The sequence below is a fragment of the Legionella yabuuchiae genome (assembly GCF_900640115.1).
GTDB lineage: Bacteria > Pseudomonadota > Gammaproteobacteria > Legionellales > Legionellaceae > Legionella_A > Legionella_A yabuuchiae.
Genome location: NZ_CAAAIW010000022.1, coordinates 25,924 through 47,442, shown reverse-complemented (window position 1 = coordinate 47,442; position 21,519 = coordinate 25,924). Strand labels below are relative to the sequence as shown.

Here is a 21,519-nt window from a genome sequence, read left to right as displayed (position 1 = left end):
GTTGATAAAAACTCTTGGGGACAAACAGTGTTGGGAACAAATAGTTGACAAAAAATGCACATTATATACAATATGAGGCCTAAAAGAAGCTTAGAAGGTTTGCGTTATGCTCAGCAGTCAAATAAAATTTCAAGAAAACCCCTCAGAAATGTTGGTCTCCACCAATCCTCAAGCGACTTCGGCTTCAGAAATTAATCATTATGACGTATTAACTCACTCTCTACCAAAAGAGGAACATGATAAAATTATTGAAGAACTGAGCTACGAGAAAATTATTAAACTTGCTGAGCTATTATGCGAGCAACTGTCTCGTAATGAACAGGATGTATTAGATCAAGATAAATCAAGAGATTTATTTTTAGCTGCTTTAAAAAATTTGAAACTTAATAAAATAACAGCGGGACAATTGGCAACATTGCATGTATTAGATTCAGCTATCCATACTTTATATACGAACCCATTAGTATATTTAATCCACAAGTTTGTAGATGCCAACGGCGAAGTAGCTAGAACGACTAACATATTTGCAATAAACAATCCAAGAGGAATGCCTACTTCTGTTAAGAAACTTCGATACAACATGGTGTTACCAGAAGGTGTAACAGTTATTTCTGGCTTGCCAGTTCAAATGCAAAAACCATTAATGCAGCGATTTTTTAATTTCACTGACTCAGAATGGCGTATTTTTTGCCAAGAAATGGATGATGCTCCTGTTTCAGAACAATGGTTTAGCGTTCTAATCGCTCCCGATGAAGGTTGTTATTCCAGTATTATCACAAAGATACAAAAAGCGCTGAAATGCATGCGTGCTTTAGAATGGGTAGTTAATTCGAAAGATGGGTTTCAAACAGAAAACATTATGCTTGTTCCTAGCTTTAGCATGTTTCAGTCAGCACTTAAAGCTAAAGCATGGGCTTTAGGTCGAAAACCAATAAAGTTAATACCTACTTACGGTTATATTGAACCAAAACATTACGCAGACTTAAAAGCTTCTGGAAATATTGCATTTGCGATGTATATGCCAGAAACAGATCCTCTTCAAAGGTATAGAAATGATTCTGGAAGATTTAGGACAACAATTGATGGACACCCTTCAGAAACAGCTTTTGCAGGTGCTATCCATGATGTTTATCATGCGATGAGAGAAATATCAATGTCAGAAAATGTAGCAAGGGCTAGGTGGCGTTTAGTCTCGATTGCTAGAAACCATCCTCATAATCAACTTACCCCCTCTAGTCGACCAGTTGATGATATTTTAGTTGATGGTGAATTGATTTATTCCTTTCCTCCAGCAATTGATACTATGTTTGAACCTGATTTTCGTCCAAATTGTGCAGAATTATTTGGCGACATATTTTATAAAACGACCTTGAAACCTTTTTTGCATGAGGATTTAAAGCGCGCTTTTATAACGGATATGGTAGTCAATGAAGGGCTTTGGCAAAGCCAATTTAATATAGGGCGGCCTGATCTAAGAAAACAAGATCAAGATATCTTCGATGCAATAAAAATTGAGCAAAGTCAATCCAGCAATGTTATTAGCTTTAGTGCCGCACAAGCGATGAGGAAGATAGGCTTTTTAGCACATGATTCTTCAGCAGATTCTAGCTCATCGGTTGCAAATTTTTCACCAAATTCTACTGATGCATCTATCCTGCCTTGAGACATTCACTGCTTTCTTTATTTATAGCTGCCTCATTAAGAATGAAGCGGCTATGACCAATCAGTCAAATTTATAGATAGTTGATAAAAACTTGTCTTCTTTTGTGAAAATATAGTACAGTCGATTGGCAATACAATGACAACACAAGTCTGGAGACTGCATGAAGAAAGAGTTTTTAATCGCGATTGAGTTTTAGGGATCAAGTCTTTTGATAAGGGGGAATAGGGGGCTGGTGCTGCGACTCACAGACATCCAGGGTTTTTTTCAGTTTATTTAATGCCTCGTTGGCTGCCTGGGCAATACTGCGTTCCGTGGGCTTAGCAAAAAAATTCGATCGATAAGGGTTGTTTTTCATTCGCTGGATTAGTTGATTAATGGGTTGCAATAAGCGACGAATAAATTTAATAAAGGGGTTGGCAACCGCGTCTGTTAATTTCTTTAGACTATTTGGGGAAAGGTTGTTATTTATTGTATTTATCGATTGAGTAATAAAAGTGTTGATGTCTGTTTTTAACTGGAGATAAGGGGTTAACTGCTGCCTTAAGCCCGTTTGAATGTCGGAAAATATATAAAGACGTGGATCAGTTGGATTTTTTTTCTGGATAGATTGTTGTTCGACTTCGATTTTTTCAATCATCTTCTTAATTGCCTTAACCGCTTCAGAACCTGATCGCTCTTGAATATCTAGCTTCAGGCTTTCAGCAATCCCCTTCTTCTCTTTAAGAGCAGCAGTTATGCTTTCTAACTCTTCATTAATGCGATTGAATTCATCCAAAGGCTTGAAATTTTTTATAGTCTCAGTATCTATTGCGAGCAACTTATCTTCTATCACCTTAATTTCCTGAACGCTAAATCCATCTACGTCTTTAAGAGTCTTTTCTTCTTTTAACTGAATTATAAGGTTTTGAAGACGTATGATTTCCTTTAACAATACGTCCAATATGGGCTCCATTGCCAACTGTAGATTTTTTTCTTCAGTTTGTAGTCTTGTGATTGTGTTCATTGGCTTATCAATAGGCAATCGATTAATCGTTTCAAACATGGTTGTTATAATTGGTTTAGCTGTTTTTACAGCTGCTTTGAAATCAGGGTGAAGAGAATATTTTGTATGTAAACATTTAATTTGCTCCAAAGCCTGGATTACCTTTATATTGAGCATAGCTTTTGCTTCAGTGGCCTGGATTTTTCTTTTCTCAATAGCTTCTTTTCGTGCAGATGTTAGTGCTTCTAAACTAGTGACTAGTTGGTCTTCTATTGGTTTTAAAGTCTTTATCAGTTGTTGATTGATTGCTATTTGCCTGGCAATTCGTTCGGCTTGCTGTGGGATTAGCCGCAACCCATCGGTTGCGGTTTTTTGCGCGCTTAATAAGGGTGCTATTTTTGCAAATATTGCCTGGTGTTTGGTCAGTAATGGCTTAACAGCAGGGTCACTGTCTATTGGTAACGATTGTATTGAAAGATAGAACGTAGCATTTAAATCACTTATTTTATTATCAAGGTCGGTTTGTATTTTAGGATTATCCCGTTCGTTTTGTCGCTCTAATATTTGACTGGTTGCCTCGCTGATTACCGTTTCAAATGACATTAATTTTTCTAAATAGCCTTTATCGTACTCAATAACCTGCTGAATCATTTGTGGATAAAATTGTTTTTTTTGCAATTCAGCCCCTTTTATATTCAGTAAATCCAGGTGCTCTTGCGTTAATGCGTCCGGTTCAATGCCAGGCTTTAGAGCGCCGATAATGGTAAGCGCCAGAATTATCTGCTTCCGCTGCTTGGTATTTAATTGGTTAAGCGCGGAGCCAGCCCATTGAAACCGGCAGACGATACGCTTGGCATTTAATAATTTTCTTTCCCTTTTTAATTCCTCCAGCGTATTTATGCAGGCAATAATTGAGCTTCTATTTTTCGCAATCAATAGGTCTTGTTTGTCTTCATCAGACAGTGGAGTATGACATGCTTTATCATAAACTAACTTTAATTTGTCTTGTTGCGCCTTTACTTTATTCCTAAGTTGTTCGCTTTGTTTTTCAAGTTCCTCAAGAACCTCATCAAACGTTTTGATCTTAACCATGCGGGCCTTTCTTTTTTTTCGGACCGGGGCCTCTTCGGCGACTTCAGGGATATTGATCATTGCACGTGGCGTCGTGAGTTGCTGGTAAAAGCTATCATGATAACTGTTAAGTAGTGTGGTCATGATATCTATCGGAAGAAAAGCGTTAGGCTTGGATGATTCAAGTGCGGTTCGGTATTCTTTCATATCGATAGCAATCTGTTCAATGAATTTCTTATTCTTAAGATTGGTTATTTGTAAACCGCTATCAAGTTTAGAAATAAGCACAGAAAACATGCGTGATTCAATGGATTTTATTAATTGGCGAGTGTTTTTTCCTTGTTGTTTTATTGCTGTATCATCGAGCGCCAAGCTGTCTAAGTTTGCTTTGAGCCTTTCTATCTTGTTTAAAAATAGAGATGCTTCAGGGCCTGGTTCCATGCGTTGATAATTGCTTACAAGTGCTTCTATATCGTGCAAGTGTTTTTCTATGGTAGCTATATCCATCTTATATTCCACCGGTGTGCGATAGTTTATATCTACATTGTAGTTCTATTATAGAGCATCTCGCTTAAGATAGTATTAATGACGTCAGTGTTCGTGCAACTTATGAAAAAAATAGTCGCATCAAATGGCTGACTTTCAGCATGGAATCTTTTGGAAGCTTCTAGCGATATAATGGGATGGGATAAAAACTTGCTTTTTTTTGTACAAATATAGTACAATAACTTGGCAATACAATGACAACACAAGTCTGGAGACTGCATGAAGAAAGAGTTTTTAATCGCGATTGAGCCCTATCAAAGGAATGGTGAGAGGGTATATCATGATCGGAATGTTTATAAGTTATCCTACGGCAATCAATATCGTTATATTAAATCCTCTGAGCTGTCTTCCTTAAGTGATGCTGTAATAAATTATTTAAAAAATCTATCGATTAATATTACCGAATTTACTCCTAATAAGACGTTTTGCTTTCATTTGGATGATTTCGAACGTGAGCAAATCTCGAACTTATTAGAAGTGGGCCAGAAAAAAAAGATTCAGCTCAGCGATGAGCTGTCCTCATCAATTGAACATAATCATTTAGTCTATGCTTATCGCCCGCTTGATTCATATATTCGATACTGGGAAAATCCAAGCATTGATAGCGCTTCTTTATATGAGGAATTATCACAGGATTTAATTGAAACTCCTTATGCAGATGCACCGCTCGACTATGAGGAACGCCGCGGTCAGATTGCGTTTCATACTAATCATGGTACAACCCATGCTTTACGAAGCAATGTCCTAATATACTATTTTTATGCATTGACGAAACATTTTAATCAACCTCCAAGATCTCAATTAATTGATTTAACTTCTCAAGAATTAAGTGGCTTGGCATTGGCTGCTTTTTTATTTCGCTCAGGCCGTACCAACGAGCTAGGATGGACAGGCGATCCGAGTTATAGCCCAAGATCCGCTGCTATTTTTAGCCAGATCGCCCTCGAACTTGGTTATGAGGAAAATCTCGTAGATACCATCGCAAGAGCGTTCGATTTTCAAACAATTACAGGCGTTACGGAGTTGACTAAGCCGGTTTTTTACACAAAATTGTTTCACTTAGCACATACTTGCGACCTAATTCGATGCTGTTCTTCAAAAGAGTATTGCTTTAATCTAGTTGCCAAAGAGTTGGAATCCTTGTTGCCTGATGCGACTAGGGTTGCTGATCTCACAGAGAATGCCGTTCAGTTTGCAGAATCTTTGTGTCGCCTAACTGGTTCGCGGATTGATTATCAAATGAACTCCACGAAGGCCCCCTACTTTGGTAATCCTTATTTAGCTGTAAAATGTGCTAATCGCCCCGCAGAGACCTACAAGACTCTTCAAGCTACTTTAACTGAACAATTAGAGCAACTCACTAATCAACCTCTTACACCAGAAATAGAAGCCTCTACTAGTATCAGGAGTTTAGCACTTAGCCAGAATTAATTTATACCGTGATCTTGCAACGAATTATTTTTTATCAGGATGTCTCGTCATGGATGCACAAAGGAATTATCAGCAGCCTCTAGCTATTCTGCTCGAAGTTTGTTAATCTTCGCTCTTCGATTATGGTGGTTCTATTGGTCCCCTCGCGACGATAGATCGTGAACCCCGTCAGGCCCGGAAGGGAGCAGCGGTAGCGATTGATTCGGGCGCGAGGCAAGGCTTTTAGAGCCGCCGCCCTAACTAGTGAATGCCCTTATGAGCTATATTGCGTTAGCACGTAAATGGCGACCACGTAAGTTTTGTCAACTGGTTGGCCAAGAGCATGTCAACAAGGCACTGATCAAATCGCTGACTGCACAGCGCGTGCATCACGCATATCTTTTTACAGGAACACGGGGCGTAGGGAAAACGAGCGTTGCCCGTCTGCTTGCAAAATCCTTAAATTGTGAACAAGGCCCTACCGCAGACCCCTGTCTTAGCTGCGATGCCTGTCTTTCAATCGAGCAAGGCCGCTTTATAGACTTAATTGAAATTGATGGCGCATCGAAAACTCGCGTTGAAGATACGCGCGAGGTGCTTGAAAACGTACAATATTCACCAACGAACGGTCGCTATAAAATTTATCTTATTGACGAAGTGCACATGCTCTCCCAGCATAGCTTTAATGCGTTGCTGAAAACCCTAGAAGAGCCGCCTCTGCATGTGAAATTTTTATTAGCCACCACCGATCCTCAAAAGTTACCCATTACGGTTTTATCACGCTGCCTCCAGTTTCACCTTAAACCTATCCAAACTGAATTAATTGCCAAGCAGTTACGATACATATTAAATGAAGAGCAGCTCGCCTTTGATGAAGAAGCCATTGCAATATTGGCCAAAGCCGCACAAGGCAGCATGCGTGATGCATTAAGCCTTTTGGATCAGGTCATCGCCTGCAGCGATAAAGCCATTCAAGCCGATGATGTTAAAAGCATCTTAGGGTATACCCGACAAAACTACGCACTTCCTCTATTACAATCCTTAGCGGGTATGGATTTACCTCAAATTGTCACCATCAGTCAACAAATCTCTACTGAAGGCGGCAATTTTCATTATGTGCTTACCGAAATGATGGAAACGCTGCATCAAATCTCGATGACGCAACAATTGGCAAGCCATCATCCGTTACGTTCACCTAGCCAAGAACTTGTAGCGCTTAGTCAAACCATTTCGGCCGAAGATGCGCATTTGTTTTATCAAATTGCCTTAAAAGGACTCGAGGAAATTCATTTAGCCCCAACCCCCGCCATTGGCTTTGAGATGACTCTATTACGCATGCATGCTTTTCAGCCGGCTGTATCAGAGAAACGCCCCATGTTGGCTCATGAATCCAATCCAACGACCAAGTCCGCACCAGAGCAACCTAAGTCATCGAGTGAAGAATTCGAGCCTAAGCAAAGCAATCGGCTCCATGTCCCATCGAATGAAGAGACAGCATCAATGACCCCAGCTCCAAAGCCAAAGGATCAGGAGCCTAACCTTGTTTCTCATGCTGGTAATACGCCGGTTGCAAACGATCAACCTGTTGACGAGCCCATAAGTTGGTCATTTATCCTTGGTCAGCTGAAACTAACGGGTTTGGCGTTAAGCGCCGCCGAACACGCTGAATTTCTTAAAAAAGATGGTGGTCTTGTGGTGTTTAAAATCGCAAACGGGCATCTTTCTCTGTTTACCCCAACGGTCATCCGCCGAATCGAGAAAGGATTAAGCGAGTATTATAAAGAGCCTGTAAAATTAAAGCTAAACTCGGGCGATAATGTGGCCCAATCCCCTGCCCAGAAGAAAAAAATAGTGCAAGAAGAACAAAGAAATCATGCAGAACAAGCCTTACGCAATGACCCCTTTTTCCAAACCTTGCAGCAAGAATTTTCTGGAGAATTGGTTCAAGATTCTATTTCATCGTTAATAGATGACCTATAATACATAAATACACATCGCGTTCATGGGCATTATTTGGCCATGTAACGTAATGATGATAAGATGCTGAAATGTTTTTGAGTGCGGAAACGATGCATAAACGATTCAAATAAACCATACGAGGATCAACATGGATATTAACCAAAATTTAAACAACCTAATGAAAGAAGCGCAAAAAATGCAACAGCGCATGCAAGAAGCGCAACAACAATTAAGTCAATTAATTGTAACCGGCGAATCCGGTGGCGGAATGGTCAAGATTAAAATGAATGGCCGTCACGAGCCCGTGGAAGTCAAAATTAACCCCTCTATTTTAGAAGAAGTCGAAATGGTTGAAGATTTAGTCTTGGCGGCGTTTAATGATGCGGTTCGAAAAGTTGAAAAAGCCTCTAAGGAAAAAATTAGTCAATTAACGGCTGGGTTAAATATTCCAACAGATTTAATGCAAGGCGACAAAACCGGCGACAAAGAATAAGTGTCTATGGATGCATTATCTCGTCTGATTGAGGCGCTACGGTGCTTGCCGGGCGTCGGTCCAAAATCGGCTCAACGCATGGCATTTCATTTGTTGCAACACCACCGTCAGAAAGGGCGGCATTTGGCGATGTGCTTAGACGATGCTATGCAGAATATTAGAAATTGCATCCGTTGCAACAATTATACGGCTTCTGAGTTCTGCAGCCTTTGCCAGAACCTTAAGCGTGATTCATCAACGTTGTGCATTGTTGAAAGTCCAGCTGATGTCTCAGCCATTGAACAATGCTGTGTCTATAGCGGTTATTATTTTGTGTTGATGAATAAAATATCTCCGTTGGATGGCATTGGTCCGGAAGATATAGGGTTACCCAAGCTTGAGGCCTTAATTGTCAAAGAACCTATAAAAGAGGTGATATTGGCATTAAGCCCTTCGATAGAAGGGCAAACCACCGCCCATTTTATTCAGGAATTGCTTCGTCCTCATGCCGTGAATATCAGTCAGTTGGCCCACGGTATTCCGTCTGGCGGAGAACTTGAGTATTTAGACAGTAATACCATTGGTAGCGCCCTTCGTAACCGCGCGAAGCTAACCTGCCTAACGTGAGAAATACAGTGAATGTTAAACTTAAATTAAGTTTTCTAATTGGCTGTCTCTTAATAAGCCACGCGGCGATTGCTTCATTTAATAAAAATCTTTGGCCAAAATGGGAAATTACAAGCCCCATGTCAAACAACGTGATTTCTCATGAGGAATGGCAAACCTTTCTTAATCAGCATGTAATCACGAATAGCGAGGGTATTAATTTAATTGATTATCCTAATATGAATGAAGAAGATCGAATGCTTTTGAAGCAGTACATTACTCACATGTCTGCAATTAAGATTGGTGATTATAATCGCCAGGAACAACTGGCGTATTGGATTAATTTGTATAATGCCTTAACGGTGCAAACCATTGCCAGCTACTACCCAGTTGAAAGCATCCAGGAAATTAATATTTCTCCTGGACTGTTTAGCATTGGCCCATGGGGAGCCAATCTGATTACTATTGAGGGCATCCAAATGTCCTTAGAAGACATTCATAATCGGATTATTCGCCCCATTTGGAACGATCCACGCACTCATTATGTATTAAATAACGGCAGTATCGGCGCTGCTAACATTAGCAAATACGCCTTTCAAAGCGCAACGCTCGATAAGCAACTCAATCAAGCGGCCATCGAGTACATTAATTCGCTCCGTGGCGTACAAGTCATTGATGGAAAACTCATTGTTTCTAAATTATACGATTGGTTTTCAGAGGATTTTGGAGGCACGGAAAAAGATATTATTAATCACTTAACACAATTTGCCAATCAATCATTGCGCCAGCAATTAAGCAAGATTAAAGAAGTCAACACCTATAACTACAACTGGCATTTAAATACCACCGTAGACTTCTCCGCTTAACGCGCCGTTTAGGAAATGGATTCTAATTGTTTAAACAATTGTTCGATCTGACGATTTGGCTTAATCTCTTCACTGCCATAGAGGGTTATAATTCGCAGCAGCGCTTCGCGATTTCTTCTACCCGGGGTCAGCGGTTTAGAAGGAAGTGCGTCATGCTTAAAAGATTGTGTTTTAATATGACGCTCCTCAAGCACCTCTCTTAAGGCATTCATGACACAACTTATTGCCTCATAAACGCGAAGAACCGCAGCATATTGGCTTGGTTTTAACTCAGGAAGCCATTCAAATTGCCCCCCTTGTTTAACCAAAATTAGAGTCCATATAAAATAATTGCTGTCCTTATTGCTAAAATAACCATATAGATCCAAGCATTCTGTGGTGGACATGCTTTGATACAAATGCACAATGTATTGATATAAAGAATCAATGGGAGGTTGCTCTGAGTACTGTTTAGCCAGTTTAAATTCCAAATTCATAATCGCATCTATTAAACGATTGGGATTGAACCAAAACTTATAAGCACGAAAAATTTCATGCAATTGATTTAAGCTGACTTTGGGATCAATCCTCGTGGCGTTTATCTTCCATGATTTAACCGCATTTAAGATAAGCTCACGACAGTGCTCATCGGCTTTAATTTCAATGCCATGCGGAAGTAAATCATCGTGAACTAGGTAGTCTTGATGACTGGGAAATCCTTTGTGGATCAGAACCTGGGATATGGTGTGATAAAAGGATTCAATAAAATCATATAATAACGTTAATCTTGTTTTCACCGAAACCAATTTTTCAGGATGAATTCCCTGTGGAAATAAATCTTCAGGATGTAACTTATAAAACAAAATGGCATTGATTAAATCAATAAATTCTTGCTTAGCAAACACTTCAGATAACGCTCTTAGTTGACTATCGTTTACAGTGTTTAATTGCCCTAAAAGTTCCGGTCGATTTACCCCGGCTTGTTCATTGGCAAAATGAACTAAGGCCTGCAGCCATTCATCACGTTTTTTGGCTGCTATAACGGGCATCAAGGGAATGTTTGATCTATTGTGAACCGCCGTTGAAGAATGAGAATCTTTTTTTAAAATTAAATCCGAGCAGTGTTGATACTTTTGTTGTAGTTGTGAAGCCAACAATTGTTCTGTAGAAGACTTAATCGGTCCAAAAAAACGGGCGCTGAGTTTTTGAATATCCGCCAAGAGATCCTGCCATGTCATCGGCAACAGGGGATTCTGGACGTTCATATCTCGGCTCGATCCCTCGCTTAACAGCAAAAATTCAGCGTAGTGTTTCGAAAGATGGTCGCAAAGCATTGCAACTTCCCTGCTAGGAGCTTCAGAAGTCAGTAAAAGCCGAAGCTGGCATTCGAGTTGTTTAATATCAAAGCGCTTTTGCGCTTTTTGACGATTTAAATCACTGACAAGCCAATTTAAGTTCAGCGTGTCCATGTCAGCTACTCCCTGTTAACGCAACCTCTAACGGATAGGATATACCTATTTGCTAAGCTCGTCACTTGCGCTAAAATTTAAATAACCCCTGGAGGAAATCATGGCAAGACGTAAAACAACGCCCACGCTGACAAAACCCGCCCCTTATGTGCCTTTTGAAGTCTTTTTGAGTCGGTTGGTCAAAGAACAACGATTAAACCCCGAGTTATTAAGCGAAGCCTTAGGTGTGGAAACGGCAAACCGTATTCTGGATAATGCCAATAATTGGATGGGAAAACCTTCCTTGGGTCGTGGAACAGCGGTGGTTTTGCACGGTCAATTGCATTCTTATGCCGGTGCGATTGATGATGTCAAAGCGAGAATTGCAAAGCATTGGGAAAAAGTACTCGATCATCAGCAACAACATACTCCAAAGCCTACGCCGAAACCAACGCCGAAAGAAAAACATCAGCTCAATCATTGGCCACCAAAGCCTGGCCGTTAGCGACTTTTGCTATTTTTAATCATGCGTACACTTTTAATGGTATTTTCACCAACCTTTAAGATTTCAATTTGATATTGTTCGATCCGCAAGCAACAATCGGCTGGTGGAATATACCCTAAATATTCAATAATGACCCCACTTAATGTGCGAGGGCCTAAGGAAGGGAAGTTCCAACTTTGTAAGCGATTTAAGTTTCGAACCGTAATGCTCGCATCGACAATCACGGAACCATCTTCTTGTAATGTTATATCCTTGCTCAATGCGGCGATATCCGTGGTGAATTCACCCACCACTTCCTCTAAAATGTCTTCCATGGTGGCGAGCCCTTGCAAATCGCCATATTCATCCACAACAAAACAACTGCGCCGCTTCATTTTGCGAAAATTTAAAATTTGGACGTTTAAGGGGGTCGCTTCTGGAATAAAATAAGGGGGTTCAGCAATGTTTAGTAAATTCTCCATGTCCAACTGCTCTTCCAGCATCAAATTGAGCACACTTCGTAAATGCACCAACCCAACTAGGTTATCAATTGTGCCACGATATAAAGGCAGCCGAGTATGTTGAACCGTTTCTAATTGTTCTAGTAACTCATGCCAGGGTTGATCCAAATCAATGCCTACAATTTCTGATTTGGGCACCATAATGTCTTCGACGCGGGCTTGTTCCAGATCAAGCAAACTAATTAACATGCTCTTATGTTCAGTAGGCATAAGTCCACCGGCTTCATGAACGACCGAACGAAGCTCTTCTCCTGAAAGGGCTTCCTTTTGCGCGCGATCAATGGAAATACCACATAAGCGTAAAATTCCATTTGCAATCCAACTGGTTAATCGTACTAAAGGTGAAAATACTTTTTGGAGAATCATTAATGGCAAGGAGCAGGCAAAAGCCACTTGCTGAGGATAAAGCGCAGCCAAGGTTTTAGGCGTCATCTCTGAAATGACTAAGATGATTAATGTCAAAAAAATCGCAGCTATGGCAACCCCAGCATCGCCGTAAAGGCGTTGTGCTATTAGAGTAGCAATCATGGAGGCCACAATATTTGCAACGGTGTTGCCAATCAAAATAACGCTAAGTAAACGATCTGGTCGCGAGAGAAGTTGATTGACTCTAATAGCGCTTTTATTGTTTTGTTTGACTAAATGCCTTAAACGATATCGATTTAAAGACATCATGCCAATCTCAGAGCCTGAGAAAAAACCTGAAATGAAAATTAATGCCAACAAGATTACAAAGAGAGTAATTAAAGAGGTTTGCACTGCATATCCTTTCGTTCATAATTCAAACTAGCTTACCATAGCTTGAAACCTCTGCAAGGGTCGGATTTGGGATCGGGAATCAGACATTCATTTGTTCTGGAAAAGACACCTCCGATTATTGACATCCTCTAAAAAACAATCAAAAATCACCGCTGGAACAAGAAGGGACACTCAAGGAAGACCATGAAACCAACTTCCGGTGCTGGGTTAATTGCATCACTCACACTAGAACATCAGCAATACCCTATTTTATCCTTTTCTGGCAAAGAAGCGATGAATGAGTCCTATTCATTTAAGCTTCGCTTGAACAATGATGCTCTGATGATGGCAGAAGAAGTGCTTGGTCAACGCTGTCAGCTTGAGCTATCGCACCATCAGTTATCCAATCGAGATACGGACTGGCCTACCTCTCGTATCATTCCAGGCATCATCACTCATCATCGAGTGCTTAATCCATACAATAAGAATTCCCTAATGGTTGAATTAGAAATTCATCCTCAACTCGCGTTATTAAACTTATCTGGCCGGCCACGAGTTTATAGAGAATTAACGGCAAAAGAGATTGCCACGCAAATTTTACTGCAACATGGCTATCAAAAATCGCAACTCTTATTTCAAGAAACGCTACAAAGCGATTCCAGAATTTATCCGCACTGGGTTCAAGCCCAAGAAGAAACAGATTTTGCTTTTTTTCATCGCGTTTTAGCGCGAGAAGGAGTGTCTTATTTTTGGTCTAATATCCAAAGTGAACAAGAAACGTTAACGTTTAACGATCGCTGGTATCTTCATCCCTGGAGTCCAGCCTCTTTTATTCTAGCGGAAGAGGATGGATTAACCGCATTAACGATCGATGCTTTAGATCAATTACAACTGTGTCAAACGCCAAGTTCGGCGCGAGTACAATATCGTGATTATGATCGCCAAAACCCAGACCGCGTCTTAAACGCTCAAGCGGGTAATGGCCATGCCAGGGTTAACGTCCTGGGCTTTGGAGCCCAATCATTGGAACATCTGCAACACGCGGCCTTATATCATTTTGAGCGGTTAGTCATGAATGAAACGCTATTTTCGGCCAGAACTCAAAATCCAGGCGTTTTATGCGGGCATGTGTTTTCCATTCATCAGTTACCTGCTTGGATAAAAGAGAGCGGCTTCTTACTGTTAGCGGTTGAGCATGACTTTTCCGATGGGGTATATTCTAATCGACTGCAATTTATCCCTAAACATACTCAGCCTCGTCCGGTTGTCAAAACACAAAATGCCGGCCAAATCATTCATACGGCCGTAATTCACAGCGAGGATGATTTGCCAGGATTGGATAATCTCGGTCAATATCAATACTACACACACATTCACTGCGATGATCCGAATGCAAAACCGATTCAACGCACCATGCGACTATCGCCCTATGGTGGCAGTGGCGTTCACCATCCTATAGGCATGCATTTCCCTTTGCAAAATCAGGCTGAAGTATTAGTCATGTACTTGCACAACGATTTTAATCAACCGATTTTGCAAAATAGTCCATCCAATGGCCTTAATCATGCGCCGGTGACGACTGATAACCAATGGAGTAGTCTAATAAAAACGGCCTGGGGGCAGTACCTGGAGTTTAAAGATCAGATTGGAAAAGAAACTATAACGCTCGCCAACGCATCGAATCGAAACCGCTTAGTGATGATCTCGCCACGCGATGATCATCAACACATCTTGTTAGCCTCTGAACGCGGTTCAATAGCGCTTCAGTCCAAAGCGAATCAGATCCTTCAATCACAGGAAATAACGGCAACTATTGGCCAAAACTTAGACGCGCACGCCAAACAAACGATTGAGTTCGCCGCTAAAGATATCCACTTGCAAGCTGAATCGTATCAACTGAACGCTCAAACCATATCCTTTGAATCCCAGCGCAATCTAGAACTTAGCGCTGAAACGATTCAATTAGACAGCCAAGGCGATATTGTCTTAAATACGAGCGGAAGCCTCTTGCAACTTGAATTACCAAACGGCGATCTTGTTTTAGAAGCCGATGATTTAGAACTAAACGCCAGTGATGCGCTTTATCTAACCACATCGAATACCGGCATACAGCTCTCAAACGCAGGCATTATTATGCATGGCAATGGCATCCAATTTGCAGGGACTCCGATTTTAAGCGCTCCTGTTGCAGATACGTCAACACAAGTTCCTCCCTTAATTACACCCCCCTTTCCGGACTCAATGCCATTATCTCCAGTAAGGCAATTTAAGTTCAATCGAGCGAAAGTCATATACCCACCAAATTGGGAACACGCCTTTTATCGCAGTGATGACATCGCTTACATCGAAGTCAATGTAAAAGGGTTCGTTGGCAATGAGCAGGGAACGGCGACCATCGTGAGCTACCATCATCCCAAATCGCTTAAGACGTTGCCCTTAAATCCAAAGCTTGTTGAACTATCAGGAAAAGAGCTTGATCAACTCCATTTTACCCTCGGAGATAAGGCGTTGTACCTTCACGAAGAGCAATATCTTAAGTCACCCGGAACGGCGGTGTTGCGCATTCCATACCCTTTAAAGTCCCTTTTAGCCAAATCTCAGCATGAGGCAACGGAGCCGTTATATGTCCGTATTGACGTTGGTGATGTGCAAGGGCAATTCTATTCCAACGCGCTGGTGCTTTTAAATCAAGCCACCATGACGATTATTCAAGATAAAGAAAGGCCCTACTTAGAAAAACACGCGATTTTAACCCTAACTCGCAGTTTACCGAGTTGTGTAAGAGCGCATTCGCAATGTCCGCGCTTTGATGAATCACGATTCTATCAAGATCCGACGGTGATCGATCTCCTACCCATCGGTTATCGCAATCAAGTCAGGCTTAAAGAACAAGGGCGCTATCAGGAGCTACTCAGCGAAGAGTTTACCCTGCCCTTACCTCAGCAAACCTTTGAGGTTTCACCCCAGTCAACTACAACGATAACACTGGCAAAGTTAATGCCTCCGATTATCTTTGATTTGCGCCAAGCGGTTCTCGAGGGAGGCAAGGTCTCATTTCGCTCAGAATCACCCCAGGCAAGAATTCAGTTGTCTGAAGATGAAATCAACTACATCAAAGCCAACGGTAACAATTTAACGGTTTTTATTCATGGGTATAATGTGGAGTTTGGCCATTTTCACAAACATGTTGAGCGTATGCATGAATACATGGTTACAACAGGCATGCCGCCTAATTTAGTGGTTCAGCAGCTAAAACAAGAGCTAGAACTTAGTCCGGTGGATGCAACCGTTTATCGCGATAAAGATTTCTTTAAACGCCAATTTCAAGACCAAAATGCACCGTTACTCGAAGAATCCTTAGAGAATGGCAAAGGCGTTTGTGAATGGATCATTCGTTTTGAACATAATTTAAATCGTGCGGCGGGCTTTGATGGGGTTCATTATCAGAAGTTCACTCGTTGCTTGTTCATTGTATGGCCAGGAAAACCAGCATCGTCTTCGGATTACATCAAAGCGGTTTATGAGTCGGTGCGAATGGGGCCTATTGTGGCGAACGTGTTTGAGTCACTTAAAACCAGTATCCCCGCTTTGAAATTACACGTCATCGCCCATTCCCAAGGTAATGGCGTGTTACTACACGCGCTTGAACAATTAGGTGAATCGGGTAAATCATTGGTTGATCACGCGATATTTTGGCAAGCGGCAATCCCAAATGATGCCTTATCCGACCGCGATGTTGGCAATGCCCCCCCAAATCCCGTCTCAATCGCCAAGGCACAGGAAAAAAATCCCTGGTATTGCCCTTATGCACACAAAGGAGCGTCTTTATTCACCGTGCTGCATTCTCAAAATGATAACATCCTTGGTCCGCTATTGCGGCAAGATGATCAGCCAGAAGGCGTCTCTTTAAAAGAAGTATGGGCGCGTAAACCACAGGATGAACTTTTATACGCGCTTCTTATCGAAGCGCTTGGGTTAAAGAGCCTTTATCTTGTGGCCAACTGGTTTGATACTCCAGCGTCTAGGTTGTTTAACCGCGATGTTGCTCGCCAATATTGGAACCGCTGGCGAGCTAAAAACCCAATGTTCAAAATCGAACAAGACGGGCCATGGCTGATGTGTGCGCCAACGTTAGATGAGCAATATGAACTGCTTAAGTCACATCACGCGGATGTGCTGAGTCCCTCCTATCGTCAGCAAGTTAGAGACGGAATCATCAAAGTACACGCACTGCTTAAAGAACGCTTTGACTCGCTTTCCGTTCTTGAAAAAAGCGGGTATGTTCTGACTTCCAAATTACGTTCTTTTGAAGCCATGATGCTGGCATTATACGATATGATTAAACGCTACGATGAACAACGGTATACGGAAGAAGGATTTTTAGATGGCATCACCCGATTTTTGGAAATGCATGTGGAGCGGTTTAAGCATACCTTTACCCTACTTCAAACTGCGCTGTTGTTGACGGGTGTGAGGGCTAGGCCTGCTTTGGGGTATGAGGGGCCGGATCGTAAAAATAAGTTTATTGCTCAATTGCGAAAAGCTGGAAAGTTGAAAAATCAAGATACTACACCATCCATTTGGTGTCATTCCGATATGAAAATCCCTAGTCCCAAAGTTATGACAGAAGTTTATCAGGAATGGATTATTAACTCTGAAAAAGGAATTAAAGCTTTTGGAACCTATCGCCTTAAACCCAAATAGCCGCAAAGCGGTAAAAATTATTGTGGCTTGCATAATCGTACTCATCGTATTTTTTTGGAATTTGTTTTTAGAGCGTAAATCCACCTATAGCGGCCCTACAATGATCTCGGTGTCTTCTGATGGCCGCTATGTGATTTCAGGGCACTACGGCCGTTATTTGATTCTTTGGGACGTGGCAACGCAAACCAAAACCATCCTGAATCGAACGTGCAACATTTATAGCCCGTTTTTTATCCCCGACAGCCACATCTTTTTATGGCAACAGGCGAAGACCAACGAGGTGTTCGTGCAAGATGTACAAGGCCATGTGATTAAATCATTTAACCCAGGGTTCCAAGTGTATGGGCACATAATGAATCATGACTTAACCAATTACATCGCGTCTAAAATCAATTGGGAATTGCACCAGTTTATTAATAATGAAGAAAAAATAATCCGACCTGATCGTGTAAAAGAAACCGCAACGGCGCAACTTCTACGACTAACGTTATCCGATCCTTATTTGTTAAGCTCAGGCAACGGTAACCGTTTCGATACTTATCCAGTAAACGTGGGCTTTATGGAAACGGATGTCGACCATGAAATTCCTAAATCTATCGATCATTCTTTATTGGGAGGGATCGTTTTGTGGGATCTCAATCGTGGCAAGCCAATAAAAAAATTTGTCGGCAACGAAGGAGTTACCTTGTCGGATATAAGCCCAGATACAAAGTATATAGTTGCGGTGGATGAAAGCACTTTTACTAATCTCTGGGATACTAAAAACGGAAAACAATTGTTTGAACTAGAGCAACCCGCTTATCCCGACATAAACTGCGAAGGAAATCAAAAATGCATGCAAGAGGTCGCAGAGCAGATCAAACAAAGCAAACGACTTCCAAAAGACTTTGAGTCTCATCCTTGGGCCAATGGCCCACGTTCTGTGGCTGTGAAGTTCATCGATGAACAAGGGCACTTCATCCGCTTTATTAATTCCGTGAATTATGGAATTTTGTATCACGTGTCCTCGCCAAAGATTCTAGAGTTTCTAGATTTGGGCAAAAACCCGCAACCCCATACCTTTAGTTTGGCTTACAACGCCAACACCATCGCTACCGCCCCCAAAGCCAAGATATTAGTGATGGGGCAAACCACGGTGGGTCGTGGGAAAAACATTGGCCATGGTTCTGGCATCATCGTTTATCGCTTCGATGAAACAACCAAGCAACTCATTCGCCTTTGGGCGCCCGATGGACCAGGCCACCATCGGCGTATTAATAACCCTGAAAATGATTATGAAGGCTAGGGGGCGTATGAATCGCCACATCCCTCAAATCTCCCGCGGCAATTACCGCGGGAGCAGACGTGCACAAAGATATTTCGAAAGGGTTGACTTAATTAAACGTACTGGAGGATGTAGCAACTTCATTTTTGTTAAATGCTGCATCTGAAGCAGTATCTTCAACATAAATCACTTCTTCAGCACGAATCGTGTTTTCAAACGTATCAATCGCTTTCAACGCTTCAGGCTGCTCTGGCTTGAAAAAGGACTGTTTTGTTCCAAACGTTGCAATCCTAAGTAACGCATTACCAATTTGCTTTAAGAAATTTAGAAACAACACACTCAATCTTGGTTCTTGAGCTAAGACATTTTTTTGATTTTCAATAGTACTGTGACAAGCGGCAATCAACTGCTCTTTTTCCATAGTGCTTGTTTTAAATCTTTCTATGTGTTCCGCTAAATTCTGGGTAATCTCCATAACAGCCGGTTGGAATTTAGCATCATACTGACGATTAGCGGATAAGCTATTTAACTCAGCGCTCAATTTGTTAAAAGCCTGACCAATTACATTCACCACTTGCGCTTTTTGCGCTTCTAGCTTTTCTTTTTGTTTTTCATATTTTGGAATATACTCTTTATTGATTTTTTTAAATAAACAACTAGCTTGAGCCTTCAAGACATCAACCCCATAATTACCCCCTTGATATTTTAATTTGCTCAAAATCTCAAGGTATTTCTCTTTAGCAGTTTTTAAAATAGCTATTGCTTGATCATAATTTTTAATTTGACTACATTGTTTAGCGGAACTAATGCTACTCTCCATCGTTCGTATTAGCTCTTTTAATTCTTTTGATTCTTTTGATTTTTCTAATTTTTTATCTAAAGTCTTCATAATTTACCTTATTTGATTCGTGTATAGCGCTCATTCGTACCCACTAAAAGCGCATCATTAAAACACATTGAACCATTGCTTGCAATTGGGTTGTTTTTTTGCGCATATAGGTGCCCCTTGTTCAATTGTGTTTTATCCTACATACTGAGTGGTTCTACAGCGAGTGATATTGAAAAGGAGTGTTTACGATGCGTATTACCTCTAGCATTTTGGCGCTGAGCCTTTTGTCTCTGACTCAAAGCGGTTTTGCTGGCGAAGTGGATTCCGTTCGAGTCATTGTTAAATATAAAAATCCAAAGACCTTAAGGGCACTTACCCAAACTCAATCGGCAACAGCAGCAGAGTTTCCTATTAAAGCGCTTCAACCCATGGCCGGTGGTGCCTATGCGCTCACCTTAGATGCTGAACCTTTAAAAAAGCTGCGTCCTATAAAATCAGAAGACGCTGTGACTTTAGTTCTAAATCGTCTCAAACAAGATCCTAATGTGCTTTATGCTGTGGAAGACCGCAAAGGGTATTTCAAACCGATGCCTGCCTTACCCGAAGAGCCCATCGCACCGCAGTTATCGCATGAGATTCAATGGGATGAATTTGCTCGACCTGGCGGCATCATGCTGGAATCCGCTCCTGGAAAGAACGATGGTGCTTGGAGTTATACGGATGGTTATTCAACCCCTTCAGTGGTTGTGGCTGTATTAGACACCGGGATCGAAGATCACCCAAGTCTAACGGATAACTTATTAAAAACAGCAACAGGCGAAATTTTTGGCTGGAATTTTGCGGGTAATAATGACAATTTATTGGATGAAACCAAGTCCTACCATGGAACACACGTGTCTGGAACCATTGCCGGATATGGCGATATCATTAAAGGCGTTGGCCCCAATTTAAAAATTCTTACCGCCAAAATACCCGATGAATCTGGGATGTTTTATGAAAGCGCCGTCGTGAATGCCATGCGTTGGGCTGTTGGCGATCATATTCCTGGCGTGCCTGATAACCCACATCCGGCCAAGGTATTGAATATGAGTTTTGGGGTCGATGAACGACCTGGCAAAGAAATTGATCATTGCGATGAGGCGTTACAAGAGGCGATTTTTTATGTTCGCCAACAAGGGGCAGTGCTAGTGGCCGCCGCCGGCAACGACGATCGATGGGAGCATTTCAATGCGCCTGCGGTTTGTAACGGCACCATTAAGGTGGCAGCAACTGGCCCACAAGGTTTACGCGCCTATTATTCAAACTATGGTCCCTCGGTAACTTTAGCCGCACCAGGTGGTGATTTAAGCAGCCATCACCCAGAAGATGGAATTCTTTCAACCGTTAAACCTGGCAAGGGGTATAGAGGTTCTGGTTTTGATTTTTACCAAGGCACCAGTATGGCTTCGCCTCATGTTGCGGGGGTAGCTGGATTGATTTATGCCGCCAGCAATGATCGCATTCCTCCCCAACGAGTCGAGCAAATTCTTTATGCAACCACGCATGAATTTGGAGAGTCGAATAATCCTAAACTGTCTTGCGTTGGTGAAATGCCTTGTGGGCATGGGATTCTTGATGCTGAGCATGCAGTAAAAGCGGCTTCCGCACACTTTGATGAGTTATTATCCGCGCCAGGCATTCAAAAAATGGACAGTTTAACCATATCAAGCCCGTGGATTTTAGTGAGTAATATTAAAACCTTAGGCCCAACGTCACCTCAGCCTTACGTAAAACAGGATAAGGATGGGACAATCTATGCTTTTTCTGGATACCAAATGTATCAGCTAGATAAGAACGTTTATAAATATTGTGAAGTCATTGGGTATGACGGCGTTGGATGTTATCGCTAGGGTCTTAATGAATTAAATTATTTTGCTTAGGGGCGTAACGCCCCTAAGCATTATCTCAGTGCATAATATCCTATACTACCAATAGAGT

14 protein-coding genes and 1 other RNA gene are annotated in these 21,519 nt (G+C 41.6%); 11 read left to right on the top strand and 4 right to left on the bottom strand.

What is annotated here, in order from left to right:
- Positions 1–106: 106 nt before the first annotated feature.
- Positions 107–1,663: a hypothetical protein gene (locus tag E1O47_RS09020; RefSeq protein WP_133130930.1), complete on the top strand. Its 1,557-nt coding sequence runs from the start codon at positions 107–109 to the stop codon at positions 1,661–1,663.
- Between the two features lie 199 nt (positions 1,664–1,862).
- Here the strand turns inward: E1O47_RS09020 and E1O47_RS09015 are convergent, their stop codons facing one another.
- A complete protein-coding gene (locus tag E1O47_RS09015) occupies positions 1,863–4,223 on the bottom strand; it encodes a hypothetical protein (RefSeq protein ID WP_133130929.1) in 2,361 nt (786 codons plus the stop codon).
- A 258-nt stretch (positions 4,224–4,481) separates the two neighbouring features.
- Between E1O47_RS09015 and E1O47_RS09010 the strand changes: the two genes are divergently transcribed.
- The 6 genes from E1O47_RS09010 to E1O47_RS08985 all read left to right on the top strand — a co-directional run bounded on the left by E1O47_RS09010 (position 4,482) and on the right by E1O47_RS08985 (position 9,575).
- Positions 4,482–5,693 carry a SidE phosphodiesterase domain-containing protein gene (locus E1O47_RS09010; protein WP_133130928.1) on the top strand — a complete coding sequence of 404 codons (1,212 nt, stop codon included), beginning with the start codon at positions 4,482–4,484 and terminating at the stop codon, positions 5,691–5,693.
- 132 nt (positions 5,694–5,825) lie between these two features.
- Positions 5,826–5,921: signal recognition particle sRNA small type (gene ffs / locus E1O47_RS09005), an RNA gene on the top strand.
- A 27-nt stretch (positions 5,922–5,948) separates the two neighbouring features.
- Positions 5,949–7,652, top strand: a complete 1,704-nt coding sequence (gene dnaX, locus E1O47_RS09000) for a DNA polymerase III subunit gamma/tau (protein WP_133130927.1) — start codon at positions 5,949–5,951, stop codon at positions 7,650–7,652.
- A gap of 127 nt (positions 7,653–7,779) precedes the next feature.
- Positions 7,780–8,124 carry a YbaB/EbfC family nucleoid-associated protein gene (locus tag E1O47_RS08995; RefSeq protein ID WP_133130926.1) on the top strand — a complete coding sequence of 115 codons (345 nt, stop codon included), beginning with the start codon at positions 7,780–7,782 and terminating at the stop codon, positions 8,122–8,124.
- Positions 8,125–8,130: 6 nt separating this feature from the next.
- The gene (recR, locus tag E1O47_RS08990) at positions 8,131–8,730 is read left to right on the top strand and encodes a recombination mediator RecR (protein ID WP_133130925.1); all 600 of its coding nucleotides are present in this window, start codon (positions 8,131–8,133) and stop codon (positions 8,728–8,730) included.
- A gap of 8 nt (positions 8,731–8,738) precedes the next feature.
- Positions 8,739–9,575: a DUF547 domain-containing protein gene (locus tag E1O47_RS08985; protein ID WP_242602084.1), complete on the top strand. Its 837-nt coding sequence runs from the start codon at positions 8,739–8,741 to the stop codon at positions 9,573–9,575.
- A gap of 8 nt (positions 9,576–9,583) precedes the next feature.
- Here E1O47_RS08985 and E1O47_RS08980 read toward each other — a convergent pair whose 3' ends face one another.
- Entirely contained in the window at positions 9,584–11,023 is a 1,440-nt protein-coding gene (locus tag E1O47_RS08980; protein WP_133130924.1) for a hypothetical protein, read from the bottom strand.
- Between the two features lie 100 nt (positions 11,024–11,123).
- Between E1O47_RS08980 and E1O47_RS08975 the strand changes: the two genes are divergently transcribed.
- Positions 11,124–11,507, top strand: a complete 384-nt coding sequence (locus tag E1O47_RS08975; RefSeq protein ID WP_133130923.1) for a hypothetical protein — start codon at positions 11,124–11,126, stop codon at positions 11,505–11,507.
- Here E1O47_RS08975 and E1O47_RS08970 read toward each other — a convergent pair.
- Positions 11,504–12,766 (bottom strand): HlyC/CorC family transporter, encoded by a 1,263-nt coding sequence (locus E1O47_RS08970; protein WP_133130922.1) that lies wholly within the window; start codon positions 12,764–12,766, stop codon positions 11,504–11,506. The two genes, E1O47_RS08975 and E1O47_RS08970, sit on opposite strands and share 4 nt — an antisense overlap.
- 183 nt (positions 12,767–12,949) lie before the next feature.
- On the opposite strand from E1O47_RS08970, the gene E1O47_RS08965 reads away from it, so the two are divergent.
- Together E1O47_RS08965 and E1O47_RS08960 are read left to right on the top strand one after the other, a co-directional pair.
- Complete coding sequence (locus E1O47_RS08965; protein WP_133130921.1) at positions 12,950–17,449, top strand: contractile injection system protein, VgrG/Pvc8 family; 4,500 nt, start codon at positions 12,950–12,952, stop codon at positions 17,447–17,449.
- Complete coding sequence (locus E1O47_RS08960) at positions 17,421–18,734, top strand: WD40 repeat domain-containing protein (RefSeq protein ID WP_133130920.1); 1,314 nt, start codon at positions 17,421–17,423, stop codon at positions 18,732–18,734. The genes E1O47_RS08965 and E1O47_RS08960 overlap by 29 nt, the downstream gene beginning before the upstream one ends.
- 88 nt (positions 18,735–18,822) lie before the next feature.
- Here E1O47_RS08960 and E1O47_RS08955 read toward each other — a convergent pair whose 3' ends face one another.
- On the bottom strand, positions 18,823–19,602 hold the full coding sequence (locus tag E1O47_RS08955) for a hypothetical protein (RefSeq protein ID WP_133130919.1): 780 nt from the start codon (positions 19,600–19,602) through the stop codon (positions 18,823–18,825).
- 188 nt (positions 19,603–19,790) lie between these two features.
- On the opposite strand from E1O47_RS08955, the gene E1O47_RS08950 reads away from it, so the two are divergent.
- On the top strand, positions 19,791–21,431 hold the full coding sequence (locus E1O47_RS08950) for a S8 family peptidase (protein WP_133130918.1): 1,641 nt from the start codon (positions 19,791–19,793) through the stop codon (positions 21,429–21,431).
- Positions 21,432–21,519 lie beyond the last annotated feature (88 nt).

Bases quoted from the DNA above. Each gene is read 5' to 3' on its own strand.
- E1O47_RS09010 (WP_133130928.1), top strand. From the start codon at position 4,482: ATGAAGAAAGAGTTTTTAATCGCGATTGAGCCCTATCAAAGGAATGGT.
- E1O47_RS08995 (WP_133130926.1), top strand. From the start codon at position 7,780: ATGGATATTAACCAAAATTTAAACAACCTAATGAAAGAAGCGCAAAAA.
- E1O47_RS08980 (WP_133130924.1), bottom strand. From the start codon at position 11,023: ATGGACACGCTGAACTTAAATTGGCTTGTCAGTGATTTAAATCGTCAA.
- E1O47_RS08965 (WP_133130921.1), top strand. From the start codon at position 12,950: ATGAAACCAACTTCCGGTGCTGGGTTAATTGCATCACTCACACTAGAA.
- E1O47_RS08950 (WP_133130918.1), top strand. From the start codon at position 19,791: ATGCGTATTACCTCTAGCATTTTGGCGCTGAGCCTTTTGTCTCTGACT.
- recR (WP_133130925.1), top strand. From the start codon at position 8,131: ATGGATGCATTATCTCGTCTGATTGAGGCGCTACGGTGCTTGCCGGGC.
- E1O47_RS08975 (WP_133130923.1), top strand. From the start codon at position 11,124: ATGGCAAGACGTAAAACAACGCCCACGCTGACAAAACCCGCCCCTTAT.
- E1O47_RS09015 (WP_133130929.1), bottom strand. From the start codon at position 4,223: ATGGATATAGCTACCATAGAAAAACACTTGCACGATATAGAAGCACTT.
- E1O47_RS09020 (WP_133130930.1), top strand. From the start codon at position 107: ATGCTCAGCAGTCAAATAAAATTTCAAGAAAACCCCTCAGAAATGTTG.
- dnaX (WP_133130927.1), top strand. From the start codon at position 5,949: ATGAGCTATATTGCGTTAGCACGTAAATGGCGACCACGTAAGTTTTGT.
- E1O47_RS08955 (WP_133130919.1), bottom strand. From the start codon at position 19,602: ATGAAGACTTTAGATAAAAAATTAGAAAAATCAAAAGAATCAAAAGAA.